Consider the following 19393-nt stretch of genomic DNA (forward strand, 5'->3'; position numbering starts at 1 on the left):
ACTGCCAGGCATCAAATAAAGCAGAAAGCTCAGTCGGAAGGCTGAGCTTTTTTGCTTTTGTGTCATCCGGCGAGAATGCCGGCATGCCTCCCCGGTGGCGCTGCGCTTACCTGGGCTACACGATCCGTAGCCCGGACAAGGTGCGCAGCACCGCCTCCGCGGGAGGCTCCTGTCCAAGGGTTAGCAGTTGCGACGTCAATCTTAGTCTGCTTCAGCCTGCTGCTCATGTATCAAATTCAATAACGGATACGGTTGCCCCAGATCGTCCGTTTCAGAGCGCCCTGTCACCCTAAAACCCATTCTCTGATAAAACCCGACCGCTTGTTCATTCTGCTCATTTACGTTTGTCGTCAGCTTCGGCGTTAACGACAGCGCATGCTCAATCAGCAATCTCCCCACGCCGCAGCCGCGGACATCTGGATCGACGAACAGCGCATCCATATGATCTCCGGTCAGTAGCATAAAGGCGATCGGCTGGTCCTCCGTGTTAACCGCCACCCACAGCGGAGCCTCCGGTAAAAATGCGCGTACCATCTCCTCCAGCTCCTTTCGATACGCTTTTGACAGAAAGTCGTGGGTGGCGTCGACCGACCGACACCAGATCGCAATCAGTTTATCCCCTTCATCAGGCCGGGAACGGCGGATGCTAATAACCATATTTTCTCCTTTTCTTCATTCTTATATTCTAACTCAATGCGCGCCGTGAAATTTTCTCACCGTGAACATGCAGACTCGACATTCACCCGATTCCTGGTTATCTTCAGCTATCTGGATGTCTAAACGTTTATACGTATGCTATGAGGTAATAGAGTTATGCCAATTCGGGTGCAGGACGAGCTACCAGCCGTCAATTTCTTGCGCAATGAAAACGTCTTTGTAATGACGACAACGCGTGCAACAACTCAGGAAATCCGCCCCCTGAAGGTGTTAATCCTCAACCTGATGCCGAAGAAAATCGAGACGGAGAATCAGTTCCTGCGTCTGCTGTCGAACTCTCCGCTGCAGGTGGACATCCAGTTATTACGTATCGATGCACGTGAGTCACGTAATACGCCGGCGGAGCATCTGAATAACTTTTACTGCAATTTCGATGAGATCTGCGATCAGAACTTTGACGGCCTGATCGTCACCGGCGCTCCTTTAGGCCTGGTTGAATTTAATGATGTCGCTTACTGGCCGCAGATCAAACAGGTGCTGGAGTGGGCCAAGGATCACGTCACTTCGACGCTGTTCGTCTGTTGGGCGGTGCAGGCCGCGCTGAATATTCTGTACGGCATTCCCAAGCAAACCCGCGCCGAAAAGATTTCTGGCGTCTATGAACACCATATTCTACACCCACACGCCTTACTGACCCGCGGTTTCGACGACTCTTTCCTCGCCCCACACTCACGCTATGCTGACTTTCCGGCAGGGCTTATCCGTGACTATACCGATCTCGAGATCCTCGCGGAGACAGAAGAGGGCGATGCGTATCTGTTCGCCAGTAAAGATAAGCGTATCGCCTTCGTCACCGGCCACCCCGAGTACGATGCCAATACCCTGGCAAGTGAATATTTCCGCGATGTGGAAGCCGGTTTGAACCCTGAGGTTCCCCACAACTATTTTCCGCAAAACGACCCGCAGAACAAACCGCGCGCTACCTGGCGCAGCCACGGTAATCTGCTGTTCGCTAACTGGCTGAACTATTACGTCTACCAAATTACACCATACGATCTGCGGCATATGAATCCAACGCTGGAGTAATACTCCGCACGAAACGATCCTAAAGCGTTTCAGCACTTTGCCTCTGGCACCTTCGGGTGCCTTTTTTATTTCCGAAATTCACCTCACAGCTGATGATAACTTTAATTTCATTGTTATCAATATGTTAATGTCATTTTGAAATTAAAATGGAAATTGTTTTTGATTTTGAAAATTAATTGAGTAGTCTTAATTGTGCTGAGCGAAAACTGCACAACGATCTTTCGCTCGCTTCCAGCGGATCAACCAAGAGGAGCAGCACAATGACGCAGCAGGCGACAATCACCGATGAACTGGCCTTTAGTCAGCCCTATGGCGAGCAGGAGAAGCAGATCTTAACGCCTGAGGCGGTAGAATTTCTGACGGAACTGGTGAGCCGCTTTACGCCGGCGCGCAATAAACTGCTGGCCGCGCGTCTGCAGCAGCAGCAGGCTATTGACGATGGACAGCTGCCGGATTTTATTTCGGAAACTGCTTCCATTAGAAATAGCGACTGGACCATTCGTGGTATCCCGGCGGATTTACAGGATCGCCGCGTTGAAATTACCGGCCCCGTCGAGCGCAAGATGGTCATTAACGCGTTGAACGCTAACGTAAAAGTCTTTATGGCGGACTTTGAGGATTCGCTGGCGCCTGACTGGCGTAAAGTCATTGATGGTCAAATCAACCTACGCGATGCCGTGAACGGGACCATCAGCTACACCAATGAGGCTGGCAAAATCTATCAACTGCAGCCCAATCCCGCTGTGCTGGTATGCCGTGTGCGCGGTCTGCACCTGCCGGAAAAGCATGTGACCTGGCGTAATGAGGCCATCCCCGGCAGTCTTTTCGATTTTGCGCTCTATTTCTTTCATAACTACCAGGCGCTGCTGGCGAAAGGAAGTGGTCCCTACTTCTATCTGCCAAAAACCCAGGCCTGGCAAGAGGCGGCATGGTGGAACGATGTCTTCAGCTTTACTGAAGATCGCTTTGATTTGCCGCGCGGCACCATCAAGGCCACGCTGCTGATTGAAACACTGCCGGCGGTATTCCAGATGGATGAGATCCTGCATGCGCTTCGCGACCATATTGTCGGCCTGAATTGCGGCCGCTGGGACTATATCTTCAGCTATATCAAGACGCTGAAAAACCATCCGGACCGCGTACTGCCGGACCGCCAGGTGGTGACGATGGATAAACCCTTCCTTAGCGCCTACTCACGGTTGTTGATTAAGACCTGCCACAAACGCGGGGCGTTTGCGATGGGCGGGATGGCGGCCTTTATCCCGAGCAAAGATGTCGAGCGTAACCGTCAGGTGCTGAATAAAGTCACCGCCGACAAAGAGCTGGAGGCGAACAACGGTCACGATGGCACCTGGATCGCCCATCCTGGGCTGGCGGATACCGCCATGGCGGTGTTTAACCGCGTGCTCGGCGACAAGCCGAATCAGCTCTCGGTGACCCGTAGCGAGGACGCGCCCATTACCGCCGAACAGCTGCTGGCCCCCTGCGAGGGCGAGCGCACCGAAGCCGGGATGCGCGCCAACATTCGCGTGGCGGTGCAGTACATCGAAGCCTGGATCTCCGGCAACGGCTGCGTACCGATTTATGGCCTGATGGAAGACGCCGCGACAGCCGAGATCTCGCGCACCTCTATCTGGCAGTGGATCCATCATCAGAAAACCCTGAATGACGGCACGCCGGTCACAAAAGCGCTGTTCCGCCAGTGGCTGGCGGAAGAGCTGATGGTGATTCAGGAAGAGCTGGGAGAGCACCGCTTCAGCCATGGCCGCTTTGACGATGCGGCGCGGCTGATGGAGCAGATTACCACCTCCGACGAACTGATTGATTTTCTGACATTACCGGGCTACCGCCTGCTGGCCTAATCGCCAGATGGTGTGGTTCGCCATTTAGTCCTTCACCAATGAGCCTGGAGAGCCAGGAAATTATATGGAGCATCTGCACATGAAAACCCGTACCCAACAAATCGAAGAATTAAACAAAGAGTGGACGAACCCGCGCTGGGAAGGGATTACCCGCCCGTACAGCGCGGAAGAGGTGGTGAAATTACGCGGCTCGGTGAACCCGGAATGCACGCTGGCGCAGCTTGGCGCGGCGAAAATGTGGCGTCTGCTGCACGGTGAAGCGAAGAAAGGATACATCAACAGCCTTGGCGCGCTGACCGGCGGCCAGGCCTTGCAGCAGGCGAAGGCCGGCATCGAAGCCATTTATCTCTCCGGCTGGCAGGTGGCGGCGGATGCTAACCTGGCGTCCAGCATGTACCCGGATCAATCGCTGTACCCGGCCAACTCGGTACCGGCGGTGGTGGATCGGATCAACAATACCTTCCGCCGCGCCGATCAGATCCAGTGGTCAGCCGGGATTGAGCCGAACGATCCGCGCTTTATCGACTATTTCCTGCCGATCGTGGCGGATGCGGAAGCCGGTTTTGGCGGCGTCCTTAATGCCTTCGAGCTGATGAAATCGATGATTGAAGCCGGTGCAGCGGCTGTTCACTTCGAAGATCAGCTGGCGTCGGTGAAGAAGTGCGGTCATATGGGCGGTAAAGTGCTGGTCCCGACCCAGGAAGCGATACAGAAATTGGTGGCGGCGCGTCTGGCGGCTGACGTGATGGGGGTCCCGACGCTGGTGATCGCCCGTACCGATGCTGACGCTGCCGATTTAATTACCTCAGACTGCGATCCGTACGATCGTGAGTTTATTACCGGGGATCGCACCAGCGAAGGGTTCTTCCGCACCCATGCCGGGATCGAGCAGGCGATCAGCCGCGGGCTGGCCTATGCGCCGTATGCGGACCTGGTGTGGTGTGAAACGTCGAAACCGGATCTTGAGCAGGCGCGTCGCTTTGCTGAAGCCATTCATGCGCGTTTCCCGGGCAAACTGCTGGCCTATAACTGCTCGCCGTCGTTTAACTGGAAGAAAAATCTCGATGATAAAACCATCGCCAGCTTCCAGCAGCAGCTGTCGGACATGGGATACAAGTACCAGTTTATTACCCTCGCCGGGATCCACAGCATGTGGTTCAACATGTTCGACCTCGCCCATGCTTACGCTCAGGGTGAGGGGATGCGCCATTATGTTGAAAAAGTGCAGCAGCCGGAATTCGCCGCCGGGCCGGAAGGCTATACCTTCGTCTCGCATCAGCAGGAGGTGGGTACCGGCTACTTCGACAAGGTCACCACCATTATCCAGGGCGGTGCCTCGTCGGTGACGGCGCTGACCGGCTCGACCGAAGAAGATCAGTTTTGAGCCATGCCCGGTGGCACGACGCTAACCGGGCCTGTGAAGGGATCCAGGCCGGATAAGCGAGCGCGCCATCCGGCCTGACGTGGTGCCGGATGGGGGAGTTCGATGACGCGTGGTCTGGAATTACTGATTGCCCAAACGATATTGCAGGGATTTGACGCTCAGTATGGGCGTTTTCTCGAAGTGACTTCCGGCGCGCAGCAGCGCTTTGAACAGGCCGACTGGCATGCGGTGCAGCAGGCGATGAAACAGCGGATCCACCTCTATGACCACCATGTGGGTCTGGTGGTGGAGCAGCTGCGCTGCATCACGGAAGGAAAGAGCACGGATGCCGACTTTTTGCTGCGGGTGAAAGCCCACTACACCCGTTTGCTGCCGGATTACCCTCGTTTTGAAATTGCCGAGAGCTTTTTCAATTCGGTCTACTGCCGCCTGTTTGACCACCGCTCGCTGACCCCCGAGCGGCTCTTTATTTTCAGCTCGCAGCCCGAGCGTCCTTTTCGCACCCTTCCGCGACCGCTGGCGAAAGATTTTTTTGCCGATCGCGGCTGGCCGCACCTGCTGGGTAAAGTGCTGTCCGATCTGCCGCTGCGGCTGCCGTGGCAAAATAAAGCGCGGGATATCGGCTATATCATTGCCAGTCTGCAGGAGGCGCTGGGGGAGGAACTGCTCGCCACCTGTCATCTGCAGGTCGCCAATGAGCTGTTCTATCGTAATAAAGCCGCCTGGCTGGTGGGCAAACTGGTGATGCCGATGACCACGCTGCCCTTTTTGCTGCCGATCCATCGCAGCGACGAGGGCGAGCTGTTTGTCGATACCTGCCTGACCACTCATGCCGAAGCGAGCATCGTGTTTGGCTTCGCGCGTTCCTATTTTATGGTTTATGCGCCACTGCCCGGCGCCCTGGTGGAATGGCTGCGCGAGATCCTGCCGGGGAAAACCACGGCCGAGCTGTATATGGCGATTGGCTGCCAGAAGCACGCTAAAACCGAAAGCTATCGTGAATATCTGCACTACATTGCTCGCTGCGATGAGCAGTTTATTGAGGCGCCGGGCATTCGCGGGATGGTGATGCTGGTGTTTACCCTGCCGGGGTTTGACCGGGTGTTTAAGGTGATCAAAGACCGCTTCGCGCCGCAGAAAGAGATGACCGCCGCCCACGTGCGCGCCTGCTATCAGCTGGTAAAGGAGCATGACCGCGTCGGGCGGATGGCGGACACGCAGGAGTTTGAAAATTTCGTGCTGGAGAAACGACAAATCGCGCCGGCGCTGCTGGCGCTGCTGCAGGCGGAGGCGGGGAACAAACTGACCGACCTCGGCGACCGGATTGTCATCAGTCATCTGTATATTGAACGGCGAATGGTGCCGCTCAACCTGTGGCTGGAGCAGGTTAACGGCCAGGCGCTACGCGATGCGGTAGAAGAGTATGGGAATGCTATCCGCCAGCTGGCCGCCGCCAACATCTTTCCTGGTGATATGCTGTTTAAAAACTTCGGCGTCACCCGCCACGGCCGGGTGGTGTTCTACGACTATGACGAAATCTGCTATATGACGGAAGTGAATTTTCGCCAGATCCCACCGCCGCGCTATCCCGAGGATGAACTGGCCAGCGAGCCGTGGTACAGCGTCTCGCCGGGGGATGTGTTCCCGGAGGAGTTCCGCCACTGGCTGTGTGCCGACCCGCGCATTGGGCCGCTGTTTGAGGAGATGCATGCCGACCTGCTGCGCGCCGACTACTGGCGCGAACTGCAGACGCGGATTAAAAACGGCCATGTGGAAGATGTCTACGCCTACCGGCGCAAGCAGCGTTTTAGCGTACGCTATGGCGCTGACAGTAGGCCGGATAAGGCGTTTACGCCGCCATCCGGCAAGGTGCGCCGATCTGCCTGATGGCGCTACGCTTATCAGGCCTACTTAAAATGCCCCGGTGGGGCATTTTTTTTTTATTTAACCCCGCCGTATGCCAGCGTGACCTCTTTCGCGGCCTTAATGACCAGCGCGCCCAGCTCGGTCACCCGGTCATCGGTCATGCGTGAGATGGGGCCGGAGATGGAGATTGCCGCGAACGGTTCGCGGTGTTCATCATAAATGCAGGCGGCGACGCAGCGCAGGCCGAGCGCGTGCTCCTCGTCGTCGAACGAGTAGCCCCGCTTGCGGGTCTGCGCTAAATCTTCCTTCAGATGCAGCGGCGAGACCAGCGTGGCATGCGTATAGGCATGTAGCCCTTTACGGTGCAGGAGGCTGGTAACCTGCTCTTCGCTCAGCTGCGAGAGAAACGCCTTCCCGGCGCCGGAGGCGTGCATCGGCAGTTTTCCGCCGATCGGCGCCGACATCCGCATCAGCTGGGTGCACTGCACCTGGTCGATAATGATCGCCTGGTGGTCGCTCTGGTCAAGCACTGCCAGATTCACCGTTTCACCGGAATCTTCCATCAGCTGGCGAAGGATCGGGTGGACAATCGCCAGCAGATTGCGGCTTTGCAGAAAGCTGCTGCCGACCACGAAGGCATGCGCGCCGACGGCCCAGTGGCCCAGCTCGCCGACCTGGCGGACGAAACCCAGCTGCTGCATGGTGGTCAGCAGGCGGTGAGTGGTTGAGTTAGGCAGACCCGCCTGCTGCGCCAGCTCGGTCAGCGCGACGCTGCTGTGGGATTCGGCAATCCATTCGAGCAATTTCAGGCCGCGGGTCAGCGACTGAACCTGACCGCCAGCCTGCTGGGCGGTGGCAGCCGCGGGTTTTCTGCCGCGTTTCGCGGGAACGGGGGTAGTGGCCATCGCGGACTCCTTTTTCTGTATCGTGGAAATAATTTTCGTTTTATTTGGCGATAATGCAATCACTACCGGACTCATCGGAGGAGTGAAGCTGAACATGTCTCATATTGCCCGTTGTTGTCTTTTCCGCTCCGGTGGTTTATGCCAGTATGGTTTGTTGGCTATTTGGCCTGAGTTGAGCGTTGTCGGGAGCAAGTGTGAGCAGCAAAGTTGAGCAACTGCATCAGCAGTTAAAAGAACGTATTCTGGTTCTGGATGGGGGCATGGGCACCATGATCCAGGGCTATCGTCTGAGTGAGCAGGACTTTCGCGGTGAGCGCTTTGCTGACTGGCCGTGCGACCTGAAAGGCAACAACGACCTGCTGGTGCTCAGCAAGCCCGAGGTGATCCGCGAGATCCACGACGCCTACTTCGAGGCCGGCGCGGATATCATTGAGACCAACACCTTTAACTCGACAACCATCGCGATGGCGGATTACCAGATGGAATCCCTGTCGGCAGAGATCAACTTTGCGGCGGCGAAGCTGGCCCGCGCCAGCGCCGACGCCTGGACGGCCCGCACGCCGGAAAAACCGCGCTACGTCGCCGGCGTGCTTGGCCCAACTAACCGCACCGCCTCTATTTCGCCTGATGTGAACGATCCGGCGTTCCGTAATATTACCTTTGACCAGCTGGTGGCCGCCTATCGCGAATCCACCCGGGCGCTGGTGGAAGGTGGCGTGGATCTGATCCTGATTGAAACGGTATTTGATACCCTGAATGCCAAAGCGGCCATCTATGCGGTAAAAGAGGAGCTGGAGGCGCTGGGCGTTGACCTGCCGCTGATGATCTCCGGCACCATTACCGATGCCTCCGGCCGCACGCTTTCCGGGCAGACCACCGAAGCTTTCTATAACTCGTTGCGCCACGCCGAAGCCTTATCGTTTGGTCTGAACTGCGCCCTCGGGCCGGACGAACTGCGCCAGTACGTCCAGGAGCTGTCGCGCATCGCTGAATGCTACGTCACCGCGCACCCGAACGCCGGCCTGCCCAACGCCTTCGGCGAATACGATCTGGATGCCGATACCATGGCGGCGCAGATCCGCGAATGGGCGGAAGCCGGTTTCCTTAATATCGTCGGCGGCTGCTGCGGTACGACCCCGGAGCATATCGCCGCCATGAGCCAGGCGGTAGCGGGCCTGCCGCCGCGCCAGCTGCCGGAAATCGCGGTGGCCTGCCGCCTCGCCGGCCTGGAGCCGCTCAATATCGGCGATGACAGCCTGTTCGTTAACGTCGGCGAACGTACCAACGTTACCGGCTCGGCGAAATTTAAACGCTTAATCAAAGAAGAGAAGTACAGCGAAGCGCTGGACGTCGCGCGTCAGCAGGTGGAAAACGGCGCGCAGATTATCGATATCAACATGGACGAGGGGATGCTCGACGCAGAAGCGGCGATGGTGCGCTTCCTCAACCTGATTGCCGGCGAGCCGGACATTGCCCGCGTGCCGATCATGATCGACTCCTCCAAGTGGGAAGTTATTGAGAAAGGCCTGAAATGCATTCAGGGCAAAGGCATCGTTAACTCGATTTCGATGAAAGAGGGCGTCGAACCCTTTATCCACCATGCGAAACTGGTTCGCCGCTACGGCGCTGCGGTAGTGGTGATGGCCTTTGACGAAGTGGGCCAGGCTGATACCCGCGAACGTAAAATTGAGATTTGCCGTCGCGCCTACAAAATCCTCACCGAAGAGGTCGGCTTCCCGCCAGAAGATATTATCTTTGACCCGAATATCTTTGCGGTGGCGACCGGTATCGAAGAACACAATAACTATGCCCAGGACTTTATCGGCGCCTGCGAAGACATCAAACGCGAGCTGCCGCATGCGCTGATCTCCGGCGGGGTCTCCAACGTCTCCTTCTCTTTCCGCGGCAATGACCCGGTCCGTGAGGCGATCCACGCCGTATTCCTCTACTATGCGATCCGCAACGGCATGGATATGGGGATCGTCAATGCCGGTCAGCTGGCCATCTATGATGACCTGCCGGGCGAGCTGCGCGACGCGGTGGAGGACGTGATCCTCAACCGCCGCGATGACAGCACCGAAAGATTGCTCGAACTGGCGGAAAAATATCGCGGCAGTAAAGTTGACGACGGCGCCAATGCCCAGCAGGCGGAGTGGCGCAGCTGGGAGGTGAAAAAACGCCTCGAATATTCGCTGGTGAAGGGCATTACCGAATTTATCGAACAGGACACCGAAGAAGCGCGTCAGCAGGCTGCCCGCCCGATTGAGGTGATCGAAGGGCCGCTGATGGACGGCATGAACGTGGTCGGCGATCTGTTCGGCGAAGGCAAAATGTTCCTGCCGCAGGTGGTGAAATCCGCTCGCGTCATGAAACAGGCGGTGGCCTATCTTGAGCCGTTTATCGAAGCCAGTAAAGAACAGGGCTCCAGTAACGGCAAAATGGTGATTGCCACGGTAAAAGGCGACGTTCATGACATCGGCAAAAACATCGTCGGCGTGGTGCTGCAGTGTAATAACTACGAAATCATCGATCTTGGCGTGATGGTCCCGGCGGATAAAATTCTCAAAACCGCCAAAGAGGTAAACGCGGATCTCATCGGCCTTTCCGGGCTGATTACCCCATCGCTGGATGAGATGGTTAACGTGGCGAAAGAGATGGAGCGTCAGGGCTTTACCATTCCGCTGCTGATAGGCGGCGCGACCACCTCGAAAGCGCATACGGCGGTGAAAATCGAGCAGAACTACAGCGGCCCGACCGTTTACGTACAGAACGCCTCGCGCACCGTCGGGGTGGTGGCTGCGCTGCTCTCGGATACGCAGCGCGATGAGTTTGTCGCCCGCACGCGCAAAGAGTATGAAACGGTGCGTATCCAGCATGGGCGTAAAAAACCGCGCACCCCGCCGGTGACCCTGGCGGCCGCACGGGAAAACGATCTGGCCTTTGACTGGGAGAGCTATACGCCGCCGGTGGCCCATCGCCTGGGGATTCAGGAGGTGGAAGCCAGTATCGAGACGCTACGCAATTACATCGACTGGACGCCGTTCTTTATGACCTGGTCGCTGGCGGGTAAATATCCGCGCATTCTGGAAGATGAAGTGGTAGGGGAAGAGGCGCAGCGCCTGTTCAAAGACGCTAACGAGCTGCTGGATAAACTGAGCGCAGAGAAAACCCTCAACCCGCGCGGCGTGGTGGGCCTGTTCCCGGCCAACCGGGTGGGCGACGATATTGAAATCTATCGCGATGAAACCCGCACCCACGTGCTGACGGTGAGCCATCACCTGCGCCAGCAGACGGAGAAGGTCGGCTTCGCCAACTACTGCCTCGCCGACTTTGTGGCGCCGAAGCTGAGCGGCAAAGCGGACTACATTGGCGCCTTCGCCGTCACCGGCGGCCTGGAAGAGGACGCGCTGGCGGAGGCCTATGAAGCGCAGCATGACGACTATAACAAGATCATGATCAAGGCCATCGCCGATCGTCTGGCGGAAGCCTTCGCCGAGTATCTGCACGAGAAAGTGCGCAAGGTCTACTGGGGGTATGCGGCCAATGAGAACCTCAGCAATGAGGAACTTATTCGCGAGAATTACCAAGGGATCCGTCCGGCGCCGGGGTATCCGGCCTGTCCGGAGCACACTGAAAAAGGCACCATCTGGCAGTTGCTGGACGTCGAAGCCCATACCGGCATGAAGCTTACCGAATCGTTCGCCATGTGGCCGGGGGCATCGGTTTCCGGCTGGTATTTCAGCCATCCGGACAGCAAGTACTTCGCCGTGGCGCAGATCCAGCGCGACCAGGTCGAAGACTACGCGCGGCGTAAAGGGATGACCCCGGCGGAAGTCGAGCGCTGGTTAGCCCCTAATCTGGGCTATGATGCGGACTAGTCGTCATCTTTCCTTACAACTAACAAGGCGCTCTGTGAGCGCCTTGTCTCTTTATTGAGGTTAACCCCTTATACTGAGATAGGTTCCAGAACGTCGGAACACCTATAACGATAAGGAGAAGCTGATTCCGTGTTAACTCTGCTACACCTGTTGTCCGCGGTCGCTCTGCTGGTGTGGGGCACGCATATCGTGCGTACCGGGGTGATGCGCGTCTATGGCGCTCGCCTACGTACCGTTCTCAGTAGCAGCGTAGAGAAAAAGCCGCTCGCCTTCTGCGCGGGTCTTGGCGTGACTGCGCTGGTACAAAGCAGCAATGCCACCACCATGCTGGTGACCTCGTTTGTCGCCCAGGATTTAGTGGGCCTCACGCCGGCGCTGGTGATGGTGCTGGGCGCCGACGTCGGGACGGCGCTGATGGCGAGGGTACTGACCTTCGACCTGTCGTGGCTGTCGCCGTTGTTGATATTTATCGGGGTGATTTTCTTCCTCGGCCGCAAGCAGACCCGCGCCGGGCAGCTGGGGCGAGTGGGGATCGGCCTTGGGCTGATCCTGTTGGCCCTGGAGCTGATTGTGCAGGCCGTCCACCCCATTACCCAGGCCAACGGCGTGCAGGTGATTTTTGCCTCGCTGACCGGGGATATCATGCTGGATGCGTTGATTGGCGCTGTATTCGCGATCATTAGCTACTCCAGCCTGGCGGCGGTGCTGCTGACCGCGACGCTGACCGCGGCGGGAGCGATCTCTTTCCCGGTGGCGCTGTGCCTGGTGATTGGCGCCAACCTGGGATCGGGGCTGTTGGCGATGCTCAACAACAGCGCGGCGAACGCGGCGGCGCGCCGGGTGGCGCTGGGCAGCCTGCTGTTTAAGCTGGTGGGGAGCCTGATCATCCTGCCGTTCGTCCATCCGCTGGCCGCGGCGATGCACAAGCTGCCGTTGGCCGAGTCCGAGCTGGTTATCTACTTCCACGTTTTTTACAACCTGCTGCGCTGCATCGCGATGGTGCCTTTTGCCGGACCGATGGCGAAGCTGTGCCAGCGCATGATCCGCGATGAACCCGAGCTGGATAACCATCTCAAACCCAAGCATCTTGACCCGTCGGCGCTGGACACCCCGGCGCTGGCGCTAGCCAACGCCGCGCGCGAGACGCTGCGCATTGGCGACGCGATGGAGCAAATGCTGGAGAGCCTGCATAAGGTGATGCATGGCGAACCGCGTCAGGAGAAAGAACTGCGCCGCATGGCGGACGATATCAACGTCCTCTACACCGCCATTAAGCTCTATCTGGCGCGAATGCCAAAGGATGAGCTGGCGGAAGAAGAGTCCCGGCGCTGGGCGGAAATTATTGAGATGTCGTTAAACCTCGAGCAGGCCTCCGATATCGTCGAGCGGATGGGCAGCGAGATCGCCGATAAATCGCTGGCGGCGCGGCGCGCCTTCTCGGTGGAAGGGTTAAAGGAGCTGGACGCCCTGTACGATCTTCTGCTCAGCAATCTGCAGCTGGCGATGTCGGTCTTCTTCTCCAGCGATGTGCCGAGCGCCCGTCGCCTGCGGCGCAGCAAACACCGGTTCCGCATTCTTAACCGCCGCTACTCGCATGCGCACGTTGACCGTCTGCATCAGCAGAACGTGCAGAGTATCGAAACCAGTACGTTGCATCTGGCGCTGCTGGGGGATATGAAGCGCCTGAACAGCCTGTTCTGTTCAGTGGCTTACAGCGTGATGGAGCAACCGGATGAAGACGACGAACGGGATGACTACTGAGCCATTCCCCGGCGGCGCTGCGCTAACCGGGGTTTTGCGTTTGGATGTCCCGTTGAGGCAGCCCGGATAAGGCGCAATGCGCCGCTATCCGGGAAACGTTAGCCCCCCAGGCTCAGAAGCGGTGGCCCGCAGGCAGGGTTATCGCTTCTTCCCCCGCTTTGAACAACAGCGTCGGGTTCGGGCCGCCGAGCGTCGCGTGACCATCGGTGACCTGGATCCAGTTTCCTTCCGGCAAACCAATCACCGTTAATTCCGGCGCCACGACCAGCAGTTCGCGGATACGCTGTTCGCGGGTTTCGCCCTGATGCCCGGTCGGCAACGCGTTGGTGAAGTGCGGGTTAATCTGTAGCGGGAACAGCCCCAGCGCATCAAATCCCTGCGGATCGACAATCGGCATATCGTTGGTGGTGCGAATGGTCGGGCAGGCGAGGTTTGAACCTGCGCTCCAGCCGATATACAGCGCCCCGCGTTTGACGACATCGACAATCGGCGCCAACAGACCGCGACTGCGGCACGCTTTCAACAGCTGGAAGGTGTTCCCGCCGCCAACGATCACCATCTCGGCGCTTTCAATGGCGGCGATAGGGTCGTCGACGCTGTGGATACCGGTTACGCTGACCGCCATGGGCGCCATAACCGCAGCCACTTTGGCCGTGTAATCATCCCAGGATTGCGTCACGCCAGCGAAGGGGATGAATACCGCCTTACGGCGCCCTTTGACCTGACCGGCAATCAGCGGCAGGGCGTGTTCCAGCCAGGCTTTCCCCGGCAGCGTGGAGTTACTGAGTAACAGCAGTTCCATCTTTTCTTCCTGTTTTAAAAATATTATTGAAGCAGAAATTCTAGCATCGCCCCCATACCGGCGCGCTGATATGGCGCATGATGTAGGTAAGCGGAATGCTGTTCACAAGCCCGACGAAGCTTCTGGATAATGAATCATACAATCCAGGTTTTTTCTCGCCCACAAGGTAGGGTATATTTCGCTTTTACAGGAGAATCTATGCTGCCCGACTCATCAACCCGATTAAACAAATACATCAGTGAAAGCGGCATCTGCTCGCGTCGCGAAGCGGACCGCTTTATTGAACAAGGCAACGTCTTTATCAATGGCAAGCGCGCCACGATTGGCGATCAGGTGAAGCCTGGCGACCTGGTCAAAGTTAACGGACGGTTGATTGAGCCGCGCGAAGCGGATGATCTGGTGCTGATTGCGCTGAATAAGCCGGTCGGCATTGTGAGCACCACAGAAGACGGCGAGCGCGACAACATTGTCGATTTCGTCAACCACAGCAAGCGTATCTTCCCTATCGGCCGTCTGGATAAAGACTCCCAGGGGCTGATTTTCCTCACCAATCATGGCGACCTGGTGAATAAGATCCTGCGTGCCGGCAACGACCATGAAAAAGAGTATCTGGTTACGGTCGATAAGCCGGTGACCGATGAGTTCATTCGCGGCATGGGCGCGGGGGTACCGATTCTCGGGACCGTGACCAAAAAATGTAAGGTAAAGAAAGAAGCGCCGTTCGTTTTCCGCATCACCCTTGTGCAGGGGTTAAACCGCCAGATCCGTCGCATGTGCGAGCACTTTGGCTATGAAGTGACGAAGCTTGAGCGTACGCGGATTATGAACGTCAGCCTGACGGGGATCCCGTTGGGTGAGTGGCGCGATCTGACCGATGACGAGCTGATCGACCTGTTCAAGCTGATTAAAAACTCCTCTTCCGAAGCGAAGCCGAAAGCGAAGCCGAAGGCCAAAGCGGCGACCCCCGGGATCAAGCGCCCGGTGGTGAAGGTGGAAAATAGAAACGATAAAGGCCGCCCGGCTGGCAACGGCAAACGTTTCACCCAGCCGGGACGTAAAAAGAAAGGGCGCTAACGCCTGCCGCGGGTCGGCGTATTCGCCGACCAGGAAAAGGTTGCTTCCTTATCCGTCTTATAAGCCTGCTGTTTTTTCACCTGGCGGGCTTTCTTCGCTTCCGCTTCGCGCTGCGCCATCAGCTTATCGATATATTCCTTTTTCACGCTGTTCGTTTCCGCATTGCTCAGCGGGCGGCCGTGCGCAATGCGCGCGCGGTCAAGCAGCGTTTTCAATTCGCGCTGTTCGCGCTCGGTCATCTCTTTTTGTGTAATTCGGGGGAGTGCCATGGTGGTGCCCTCAGTCAGACCAGAGCACCCAGTGTACGGTAATCAGCGCAAAATAGAACGCATCCGGAAAGCGCCTCGCAGAATATTTCCCTCGTTCGTGACCCGTGAGGTGAACTGGCTTAGGGTAACGGCACGGTCAACCTGTTATCGACGATAAATATCGGGCGAGTGGTGTATAAAATTTTATACAAGGATGTGGTATGCTCAATCAGCAACCGAGATTAAGGCGTATCGTCTGGATGGGCTCTTCCTTTGACGATCTGCGCCAGTTTCCTGAGGACGTCCGCAGAGATGCCGGATTCCAGCTTTATCGTTTACAGTCGGGTTTAGAGGCTGCGGACTGGAAAGCAATGCCTCAACTGGGGCGGGGGGTTGAAGAAATCCGCCTGCGCCACTTTTCCGGTGCATATCGGGTAATTTATCTGGCCCGTTTTGCAGAGGCGATATATGTCCTGCACTGTTTTAATAAAAAAACGCGACGGACCGCCGAACACGAAAAACAGATTGTCAGAAGCCGTTTGCGGGTTATACAGCAGGAACACAGGAGTCAAAAATGAATCGCAAGAGTCAGGATGGTATCCGTCATGTGACCTCTGAAGAGAGCAATATATTCAGCGAATTAGGCTTTGATGATGCTGAGGCAGAGCAGCTTCGCGGACAAGCGGAAAAAGAAGTTGAGCAGTTGATGGCGCTTAAACGACAGTTAATGCAGGAAATCGCTGAGTGGATAGATGAACATCAATTGAAGCAGGCCGATGCTGCCGCGAAGTTGAGCATTTCGCGCCCACGCATTTCAGATGTGGTCAATCAGAAAACCAGTAAGTTTACCCTGGATGCGTTAGTCATGATGCTAATGAAGTTAGGTAAACCAGTACGTTTGCAGATTGGATAACGCACACGCCCGGGCCTGCGCCCGGACGTGTCACGCTCAGCGCTTGCTGGCTTTTTTGGCGATGGGCTTCCCTGACCAGTATCCGGCCAGCAGCGAACCGGACAGGTTATGCCAGACGGAGAACAGGGCTCCCGGCAGCGCCGCCAGCGGGCCGAAGTAAATTTTACCCAGCGCGGCCGCCAGGCCGGAGTTCTGCATCCCTACCTCGATCGCCAGCGTACGGCAGGTGGATTCATCAAAACCAAACAGACGTCCGCCCCAGTAGCCGCCGAGCAGGCCAATGGTGTTATGCAGGATCACCGCGATAATCACCACCAGGCCAACGGACGCGATATGGGCCGCGGAACCCGCCACCACCGCGCTGATGATCGCCAGAATGCACACCATCGAGAAAGCGGGGAGGAACGGTTCCACCGCTTTCACCACCTTCGGCAGCAGATGATGGACAATCAGCCCCAGGGCGATGGGAATGACCACAATCTGCAGAATGCTCAGCAACATCCCCATGACGTCGACCTGAATGTGCGCGTCGACGTACAGACGGGTCAGCAGCGGCGTCGCGATGACGCCGACCAGGGTGGAGACCGAGGAGATAGTCACTGACAGCGCCACATCCCCTTTGGCCAGAAAGATCATCACGTTGGAGGCCGTCCCGCTGGCGACGCTGCCCACCAGCACCATCCCGGCGGAGAGCTCCGGCGGCATATGAAACAGCAGCGCCAGCAGCCAGGCGGCGAGCGGCATCACCAGATAGTGCAGAAATATCCCTGCAGCGACCGGCGCCGGACGCGACAGGACGCGTTTGAAATCCGCCAGCTTTAGATGTACCCCCATACCGAACATAATCAGCATCAGCAGGGTGGTAACCCACGGGCCGATCGGGGTGAAAGTGGTGGGGGTGTAATAGGCCAGAACGGAGAGCAGCAGCGCCCATAACGGGAACAGCCGCGTCAGAGTTGCGAGCATGTTGTGTTCCTTGCGATACGCAAACCGGCCGCGCCGAACCGGTAGGGCGGCGAGCTGGTCAGCTGGTTGTGTTGATGTTGTTATAAAAAAGCCGGGTTCGAGCCCGGCTATAGGTATTGTTTATCGTGCTAAGGAATTTTATTCAAACAAATTATGATGCAACGTCTGCACCACCTTCTCCGCATCGGCGCCAGGGACCAGGAAGCAGAGGTTGTGGCTGGATGCGCCATAGCAGATCATGCGGATGTTAAACGGATCAAGGACGCCAAACACCTCTTTGCCGACGCCGCAGGCTTTCGACAGCTCGTTGCCGATCAGGGCAACCAGCGCCAGGTCTTCTTCCACTTCCACGCGACACAGCGAGGAGAGCTCGGTCAGCAGCGCCTGGGTCAGCAGGGTATCGCTCGCAGAGGTTGAGCCAGTGGTGTCCATGGTCAGGGCCACGCTCACTTCGGAGGTGGTGATCAAATCGACGGAGATGTTATGGCGCGCCAGAATACCGAACACTTCGGCGAGGAAGCCGCGGGAGTGCAGCATATTCAGGCTGTGTAGCGTCAGCAGCGTCTGGCGGCGGCGCAGCGCCAGCGCGCGGAACAGCGGCGGGTTCTCGGTGGTTTTACACACCAGCGTACCGCCCGCTTTAGGTTCTTTACTGGAGCCGACAAATACCGGGATATCGCTGCGCACGGCAGGCAGCAGGGTCGCCGGATGCAGCACTTTGGCGCCGAAGGTGGCCATTTCCGCCGCCTCTTCAAAGGCGATGACGTCGATGCGTTTCGCCGCTGGTGCGACGCGCGGGTCGGTCGTATAGATCCCGGGCACATCGGTCCAGATATCGACGCGGGTGGCATTCAGCGCTTCGCCGAGCAGAGCGGCGGTATAATCGCTGCCGCCGCGGCCGAGGGTGGTGGTGCGGCCCTTCGCTTCGCTGCCGATAAAGCCCTGCGTCACCACCAGGCCTTCCGCCAGACGCGGCGTCAGCTGCTGCTGAGTCAGTTCGGCGACGGCGGCGATATCCGGTTCGGCGCGACCAAAGCGATCGTTAGTGCGCAGCACTTTACGGGCGTCAAACCACTGCGCCTGAATTCCGCGCTCGCGCAGAATCTCCACAAACAGCAGGGTGGACATCAGTTCGCCATGGCTGACCAGTTCGTCAGTCAGCGCGCTAGAGGAGGCGAGCGCGGCGGCTTCCGCCAGCGTGGTGATATTTTCCAGCAGGCGCTCAATCTCTTCGCGGATCACGTTGGGATAGCGCAAACGCTCCAGAATATTGAACTGGATCTGGCGTAGAGCGTCCAGCTGGGAAAAACGTTCGGTGGGTTCCAGCCCTTCCGCTAAGGCCACCAGAATGTTGGTCACGCCGGCAGAGGCGGAGAGCACAACAATACGGGTATTGGCATCAAGCAGCGCCACATCAATGCTGCGGTTCATCGCGTCAAAATCAGCAACGCTGGTGCCGCCAAATTTGGCGACGACTAAATCTGTCATAACAACCTCGTGTCAGGGGGCCTGACTTATTAAAACGATTCCTGAACACCGATCCTGGCAGGGGCTGGATGCCGCCGGATCGCAACAAAATGTCTTAATAAGCCAGGCCAAATTATTCAGCCATGGCACAAGGGAAGAGCGATAAACAGGGTGGCGCAGAATGATAAACAACTACGATGTCACCCAGAAGTGCTCCACCTTGTAGACCCGACTCACCGCTCTGGGCGCTGAAGTGTTCGGGTATGAAACGCCCGACTGCGAACGTTTCTGGTGACAACCCAGGGGATTCAGCCCCTGTGGCCGGTGAGGAGCGTAACCAGACGCTCTTTCACCTCGGCGTTGCTCCCCCTCACGTATTTTCGCCGGACTGGTTCCTCCAATACGGTTACCTGGGCAACGCACCTCTTCTGGCAATTACCGACGTCTTTCACCTGGCCGGGGGAATAAGGACATTATATCCCCCGCGAATACCCTTTCGCTGTAGCGTGAAATGCGCGAGCAAT

Annotated in this window: 15 protein-coding genes and 1 riboswitch; of the genes, 9 read left to right on the forward strand and 6 right to left on the reverse strand. The window is 57.5% G+C overall.

The window, feature by feature from the left end; all coding sequences use genetic code 11:
* Nucleotides 1–201 precede the first annotated feature (201 nt).
* Complete coding sequence (locus ABLV64_RS10185; protein ID WP_004206832.1) at nt 202–657, reverse strand: acetyltransferase; 456 nt, start codon at nt 655–657, stop codon at nt 202–204.
* A 156-nt stretch (nt 658–813) separates the two neighbouring features.
* Here ABLV64_RS10185 and metA point away from each other — a divergent pair, with 156 nt between their 5' ends.
* The 4 genes from metA to aceK all read left to right on the forward strand — a co-directional run bounded on the left by metA (nt 814) and on the right by aceK (nt 6876).
* Nucleotides 814–1743: a homoserine O-succinyltransferase gene (gene metA / locus ABLV64_RS10190; protein WP_004206830.1), complete on the forward strand. Its 930-nt coding sequence runs from the start codon at nt 814–816 to the stop codon at nt 1741–1743.
* A 260-nt stretch (nt 1744–2003) separates the two neighbouring features.
* Nucleotides 2004–3605, forward strand: a complete 1602-nt coding sequence (gene aceB, locus ABLV64_RS10195) for a malate synthase A (protein ID WP_032456808.1) — start codon at nt 2004–2006, stop codon at nt 3603–3605.
* Between the two features lie 79 nt (nt 3606–3684).
* Nucleotides 3685–4989: an isocitrate lyase gene (gene aceA / locus ABLV64_RS10200; RefSeq protein ID WP_004206828.1), complete on the forward strand. Its 1305-nt coding sequence runs from the start codon at nt 3685–3687 to the stop codon at nt 4987–4989.
* A gap of 102 nt (nt 4990–5091) precedes the next feature.
* Complete coding sequence (aceK, locus tag ABLV64_RS10205) at nt 5092–6876, forward strand: bifunctional isocitrate dehydrogenase kinase/phosphatase (protein WP_004206827.1); 1785 nt, start codon at nt 5092–5094, stop codon at nt 6874–6876.
* A 53-nt stretch (nt 6877–6929) separates the two neighbouring features.
* Here aceK and iclR read toward each other — a convergent pair whose 3' ends face one another.
* Nucleotides 6930–7760 carry a glyoxylate bypass operon transcriptional repressor IclR gene (iclR, locus tag ABLV64_RS10210; protein ID WP_004206826.1) on the reverse strand — a complete coding sequence of 277 codons (831 nt, stop codon included), beginning with the start codon at nt 7758–7760 and terminating at the stop codon, nt 6930–6932.
* Between the two features lie 194 nt (nt 7761–7954).
* Here iclR and metH point away from each other — a divergent pair, with 194 nt between their 5' ends.
* Together metH and ABLV64_RS10220 are read left to right on the forward strand one after the other, a co-directional pair.
* Complete coding sequence (metH, locus tag ABLV64_RS10215) at nt 7955–11638, forward strand: methionine synthase (RefSeq protein ID WP_085846736.1); 3684 nt, start codon at nt 7955–7957, stop codon at nt 11636–11638.
* 129 nt (nt 11639–11767) lie between these two features.
* Nucleotides 11768–13399: a Na/Pi cotransporter family protein gene (locus ABLV64_RS10220; protein ID WP_004206824.1), complete on the forward strand. Its 1632-nt coding sequence runs from the start codon at nt 11768–11770 to the stop codon at nt 13397–13399.
* 112 nt (nt 13400–13511) lie between these two features.
* Here the strand turns inward: ABLV64_RS10220 and pepE are convergent, their stop codons facing one another.
* Complete coding sequence (pepE, locus tag ABLV64_RS10225; protein WP_085846735.1) at nt 13512–14201, reverse strand: dipeptidase PepE; 690 nt, start codon at nt 14199–14201, stop codon at nt 13512–13514.
* A 198-nt stretch (nt 14202–14399) separates the two neighbouring features.
* Between pepE and rluF the strand changes: the two genes are divergently transcribed.
* Nucleotides 14400–15275 carry a 23S rRNA pseudouridine(2604) synthase RluF gene (gene rluF / locus ABLV64_RS10230; protein ID WP_348843345.1) on the forward strand — a complete coding sequence of 292 codons (876 nt, stop codon included), beginning with the start codon at nt 14400–14402 and terminating at the stop codon, nt 15273–15275.
* Here rluF and ABLV64_RS10235 read toward each other — a convergent pair.
* On the reverse strand, nt 15272–15544 hold the full coding sequence (locus ABLV64_RS10235) for a DUF3811 domain-containing protein (RefSeq protein ID WP_004177859.1): 273 nt from the start codon (nt 15542–15544) through the stop codon (nt 15272–15274). The genes rluF and ABLV64_RS10235 overlap by 4 nt on opposite strands.
* A 200-nt stretch (nt 15545–15744) precedes the next feature.
* On the opposite strand from ABLV64_RS10235, the gene ABLV64_RS10240 reads away from it, so the two are divergent.
* Together ABLV64_RS10240 and ABLV64_RS10245 are read left to right on the forward strand one after the other, a co-directional pair.
* Complete coding sequence (locus ABLV64_RS10240) at nt 15745–16101, forward strand: type II toxin-antitoxin system RelE/ParE family toxin (protein ID WP_085846733.1); 357 nt, start codon at nt 15745–15747, stop codon at nt 16099–16101.
* Complete coding sequence (locus ABLV64_RS10245; RefSeq protein WP_064183858.1) at nt 16098–16436, forward strand: XRE family transcriptional regulator; 339 nt, start codon at nt 16098–16100, stop codon at nt 16434–16436. Before ABLV64_RS10240 ends, ABLV64_RS10245 begins: the two co-directional genes overlap by 4 nt.
* Before the next feature lie 36 nt (nt 16437–16472).
* On the opposite strand, the gene panS is transcribed toward ABLV64_RS10245, so the two are convergent.
* Together panS and lysC are read right to left on the reverse strand one after the other, a co-directional pair.
* On the reverse strand, nt 16473–17402 hold the full coding sequence (gene panS, locus ABLV64_RS10250; RefSeq protein ID WP_017900130.1) for a ketopantoate/pantoate/pantothenate transporter PanS: 930 nt from the start codon (nt 17400–17402) through the stop codon (nt 16473–16475).
* 138 nt (nt 17403–17540) lie between these two features.
* A complete protein-coding gene (gene lysC / locus ABLV64_RS10255; protein WP_348843344.1) occupies nt 17541–18890 on the reverse strand; it encodes a lysine-sensitive aspartokinase 3 in 1350 nt (449 codons plus the stop codon).
* 179 nt (nt 18891–19069) lie between these two features.
* Nucleotides 19070–19305, reverse strand: a riboswitch (Lysine riboswitch).
* Nucleotides 19306–19393: the final 88 nt, after the last annotated feature.

The organism is Klebsiella sp. JB_Kp031, from assembly GCF_040064295.1.
GTDB classification, from domain to species: Bacteria; Pseudomonadota; Gammaproteobacteria; order Enterobacterales; family Enterobacteriaceae; genus Klebsiella; species Klebsiella quasipneumoniae.

Coding starts and splice junctions, on each gene's coding strand:
- ABLV64_RS10240 (WP_085846733.1), top strand. CDS start 15,745: ATGCTCAATCAGCAACCGAGATTAAGGCGTATCGTCTGGATGGGCTCT.
- panS (WP_017900130.1), bottom strand. CDS start 17,402: ATGCTCGCAACTCTGACGCGGCTGTTCCCGTTATGGGCGCTGCTGCTC.
- rluF (WP_348843345.1), top strand. CDS start 14,400: ATGCTGCCCGACTCATCAACCCGATTAAACAAATACATCAGTGAAAGC.
- pepE (WP_085846735.1), bottom strand. CDS start 14,201: ATGGAACTGCTGTTACTCAGTAACTCCACGCTGCCGGGGAAAGCCTGG.
- metA (WP_004206830.1), top strand. CDS start 814: ATGCCAATTCGGGTGCAGGACGAGCTACCAGCCGTCAATTTCTTGCGC.
- aceK (WP_004206827.1), top strand. CDS start 5,092: ATGACGCGTGGTCTGGAATTACTGATTGCCCAAACGATATTGCAGGGA.
- ABLV64_RS10185 (WP_004206832.1), bottom strand. CDS start 657: ATGGTTATTAGCATCCGCCGTTCCCGGCCTGATGAAGGGGATAAACTG.
- ABLV64_RS10235 (WP_004177859.1), bottom strand. CDS start 15,544: ATGGCACTCCCCCGAATTACACAAAAAGAGATGACCGAGCGCGAACAG.
- lysC (WP_348843344.1), bottom strand. CDS start 18,890: ATGACAGATTTAGTCGTCGCCAAATTTGGCGGCACCAGCGTTGCTGAT.
- iclR (WP_004206826.1), bottom strand. CDS start 7,760: ATGGCCACTACCCCCGTTCCCGCGAAACGCGGCAGAAAACCCGCGGCT.
- ABLV64_RS10245 (WP_064183858.1), top strand. CDS start 16,098: ATGAATCGCAAGAGTCAGGATGGTATCCGTCATGTGACCTCTGAAGAG.
- aceB (WP_032456808.1), top strand. CDS start 2,004: ATGACGCAGCAGGCGACAATCACCGATGAACTGGCCTTTAGTCAGCCC.
- aceA (WP_004206828.1), top strand. CDS start 3,685: ATGAAAACCCGTACCCAACAAATCGAAGAATTAAACAAAGAGTGGACG.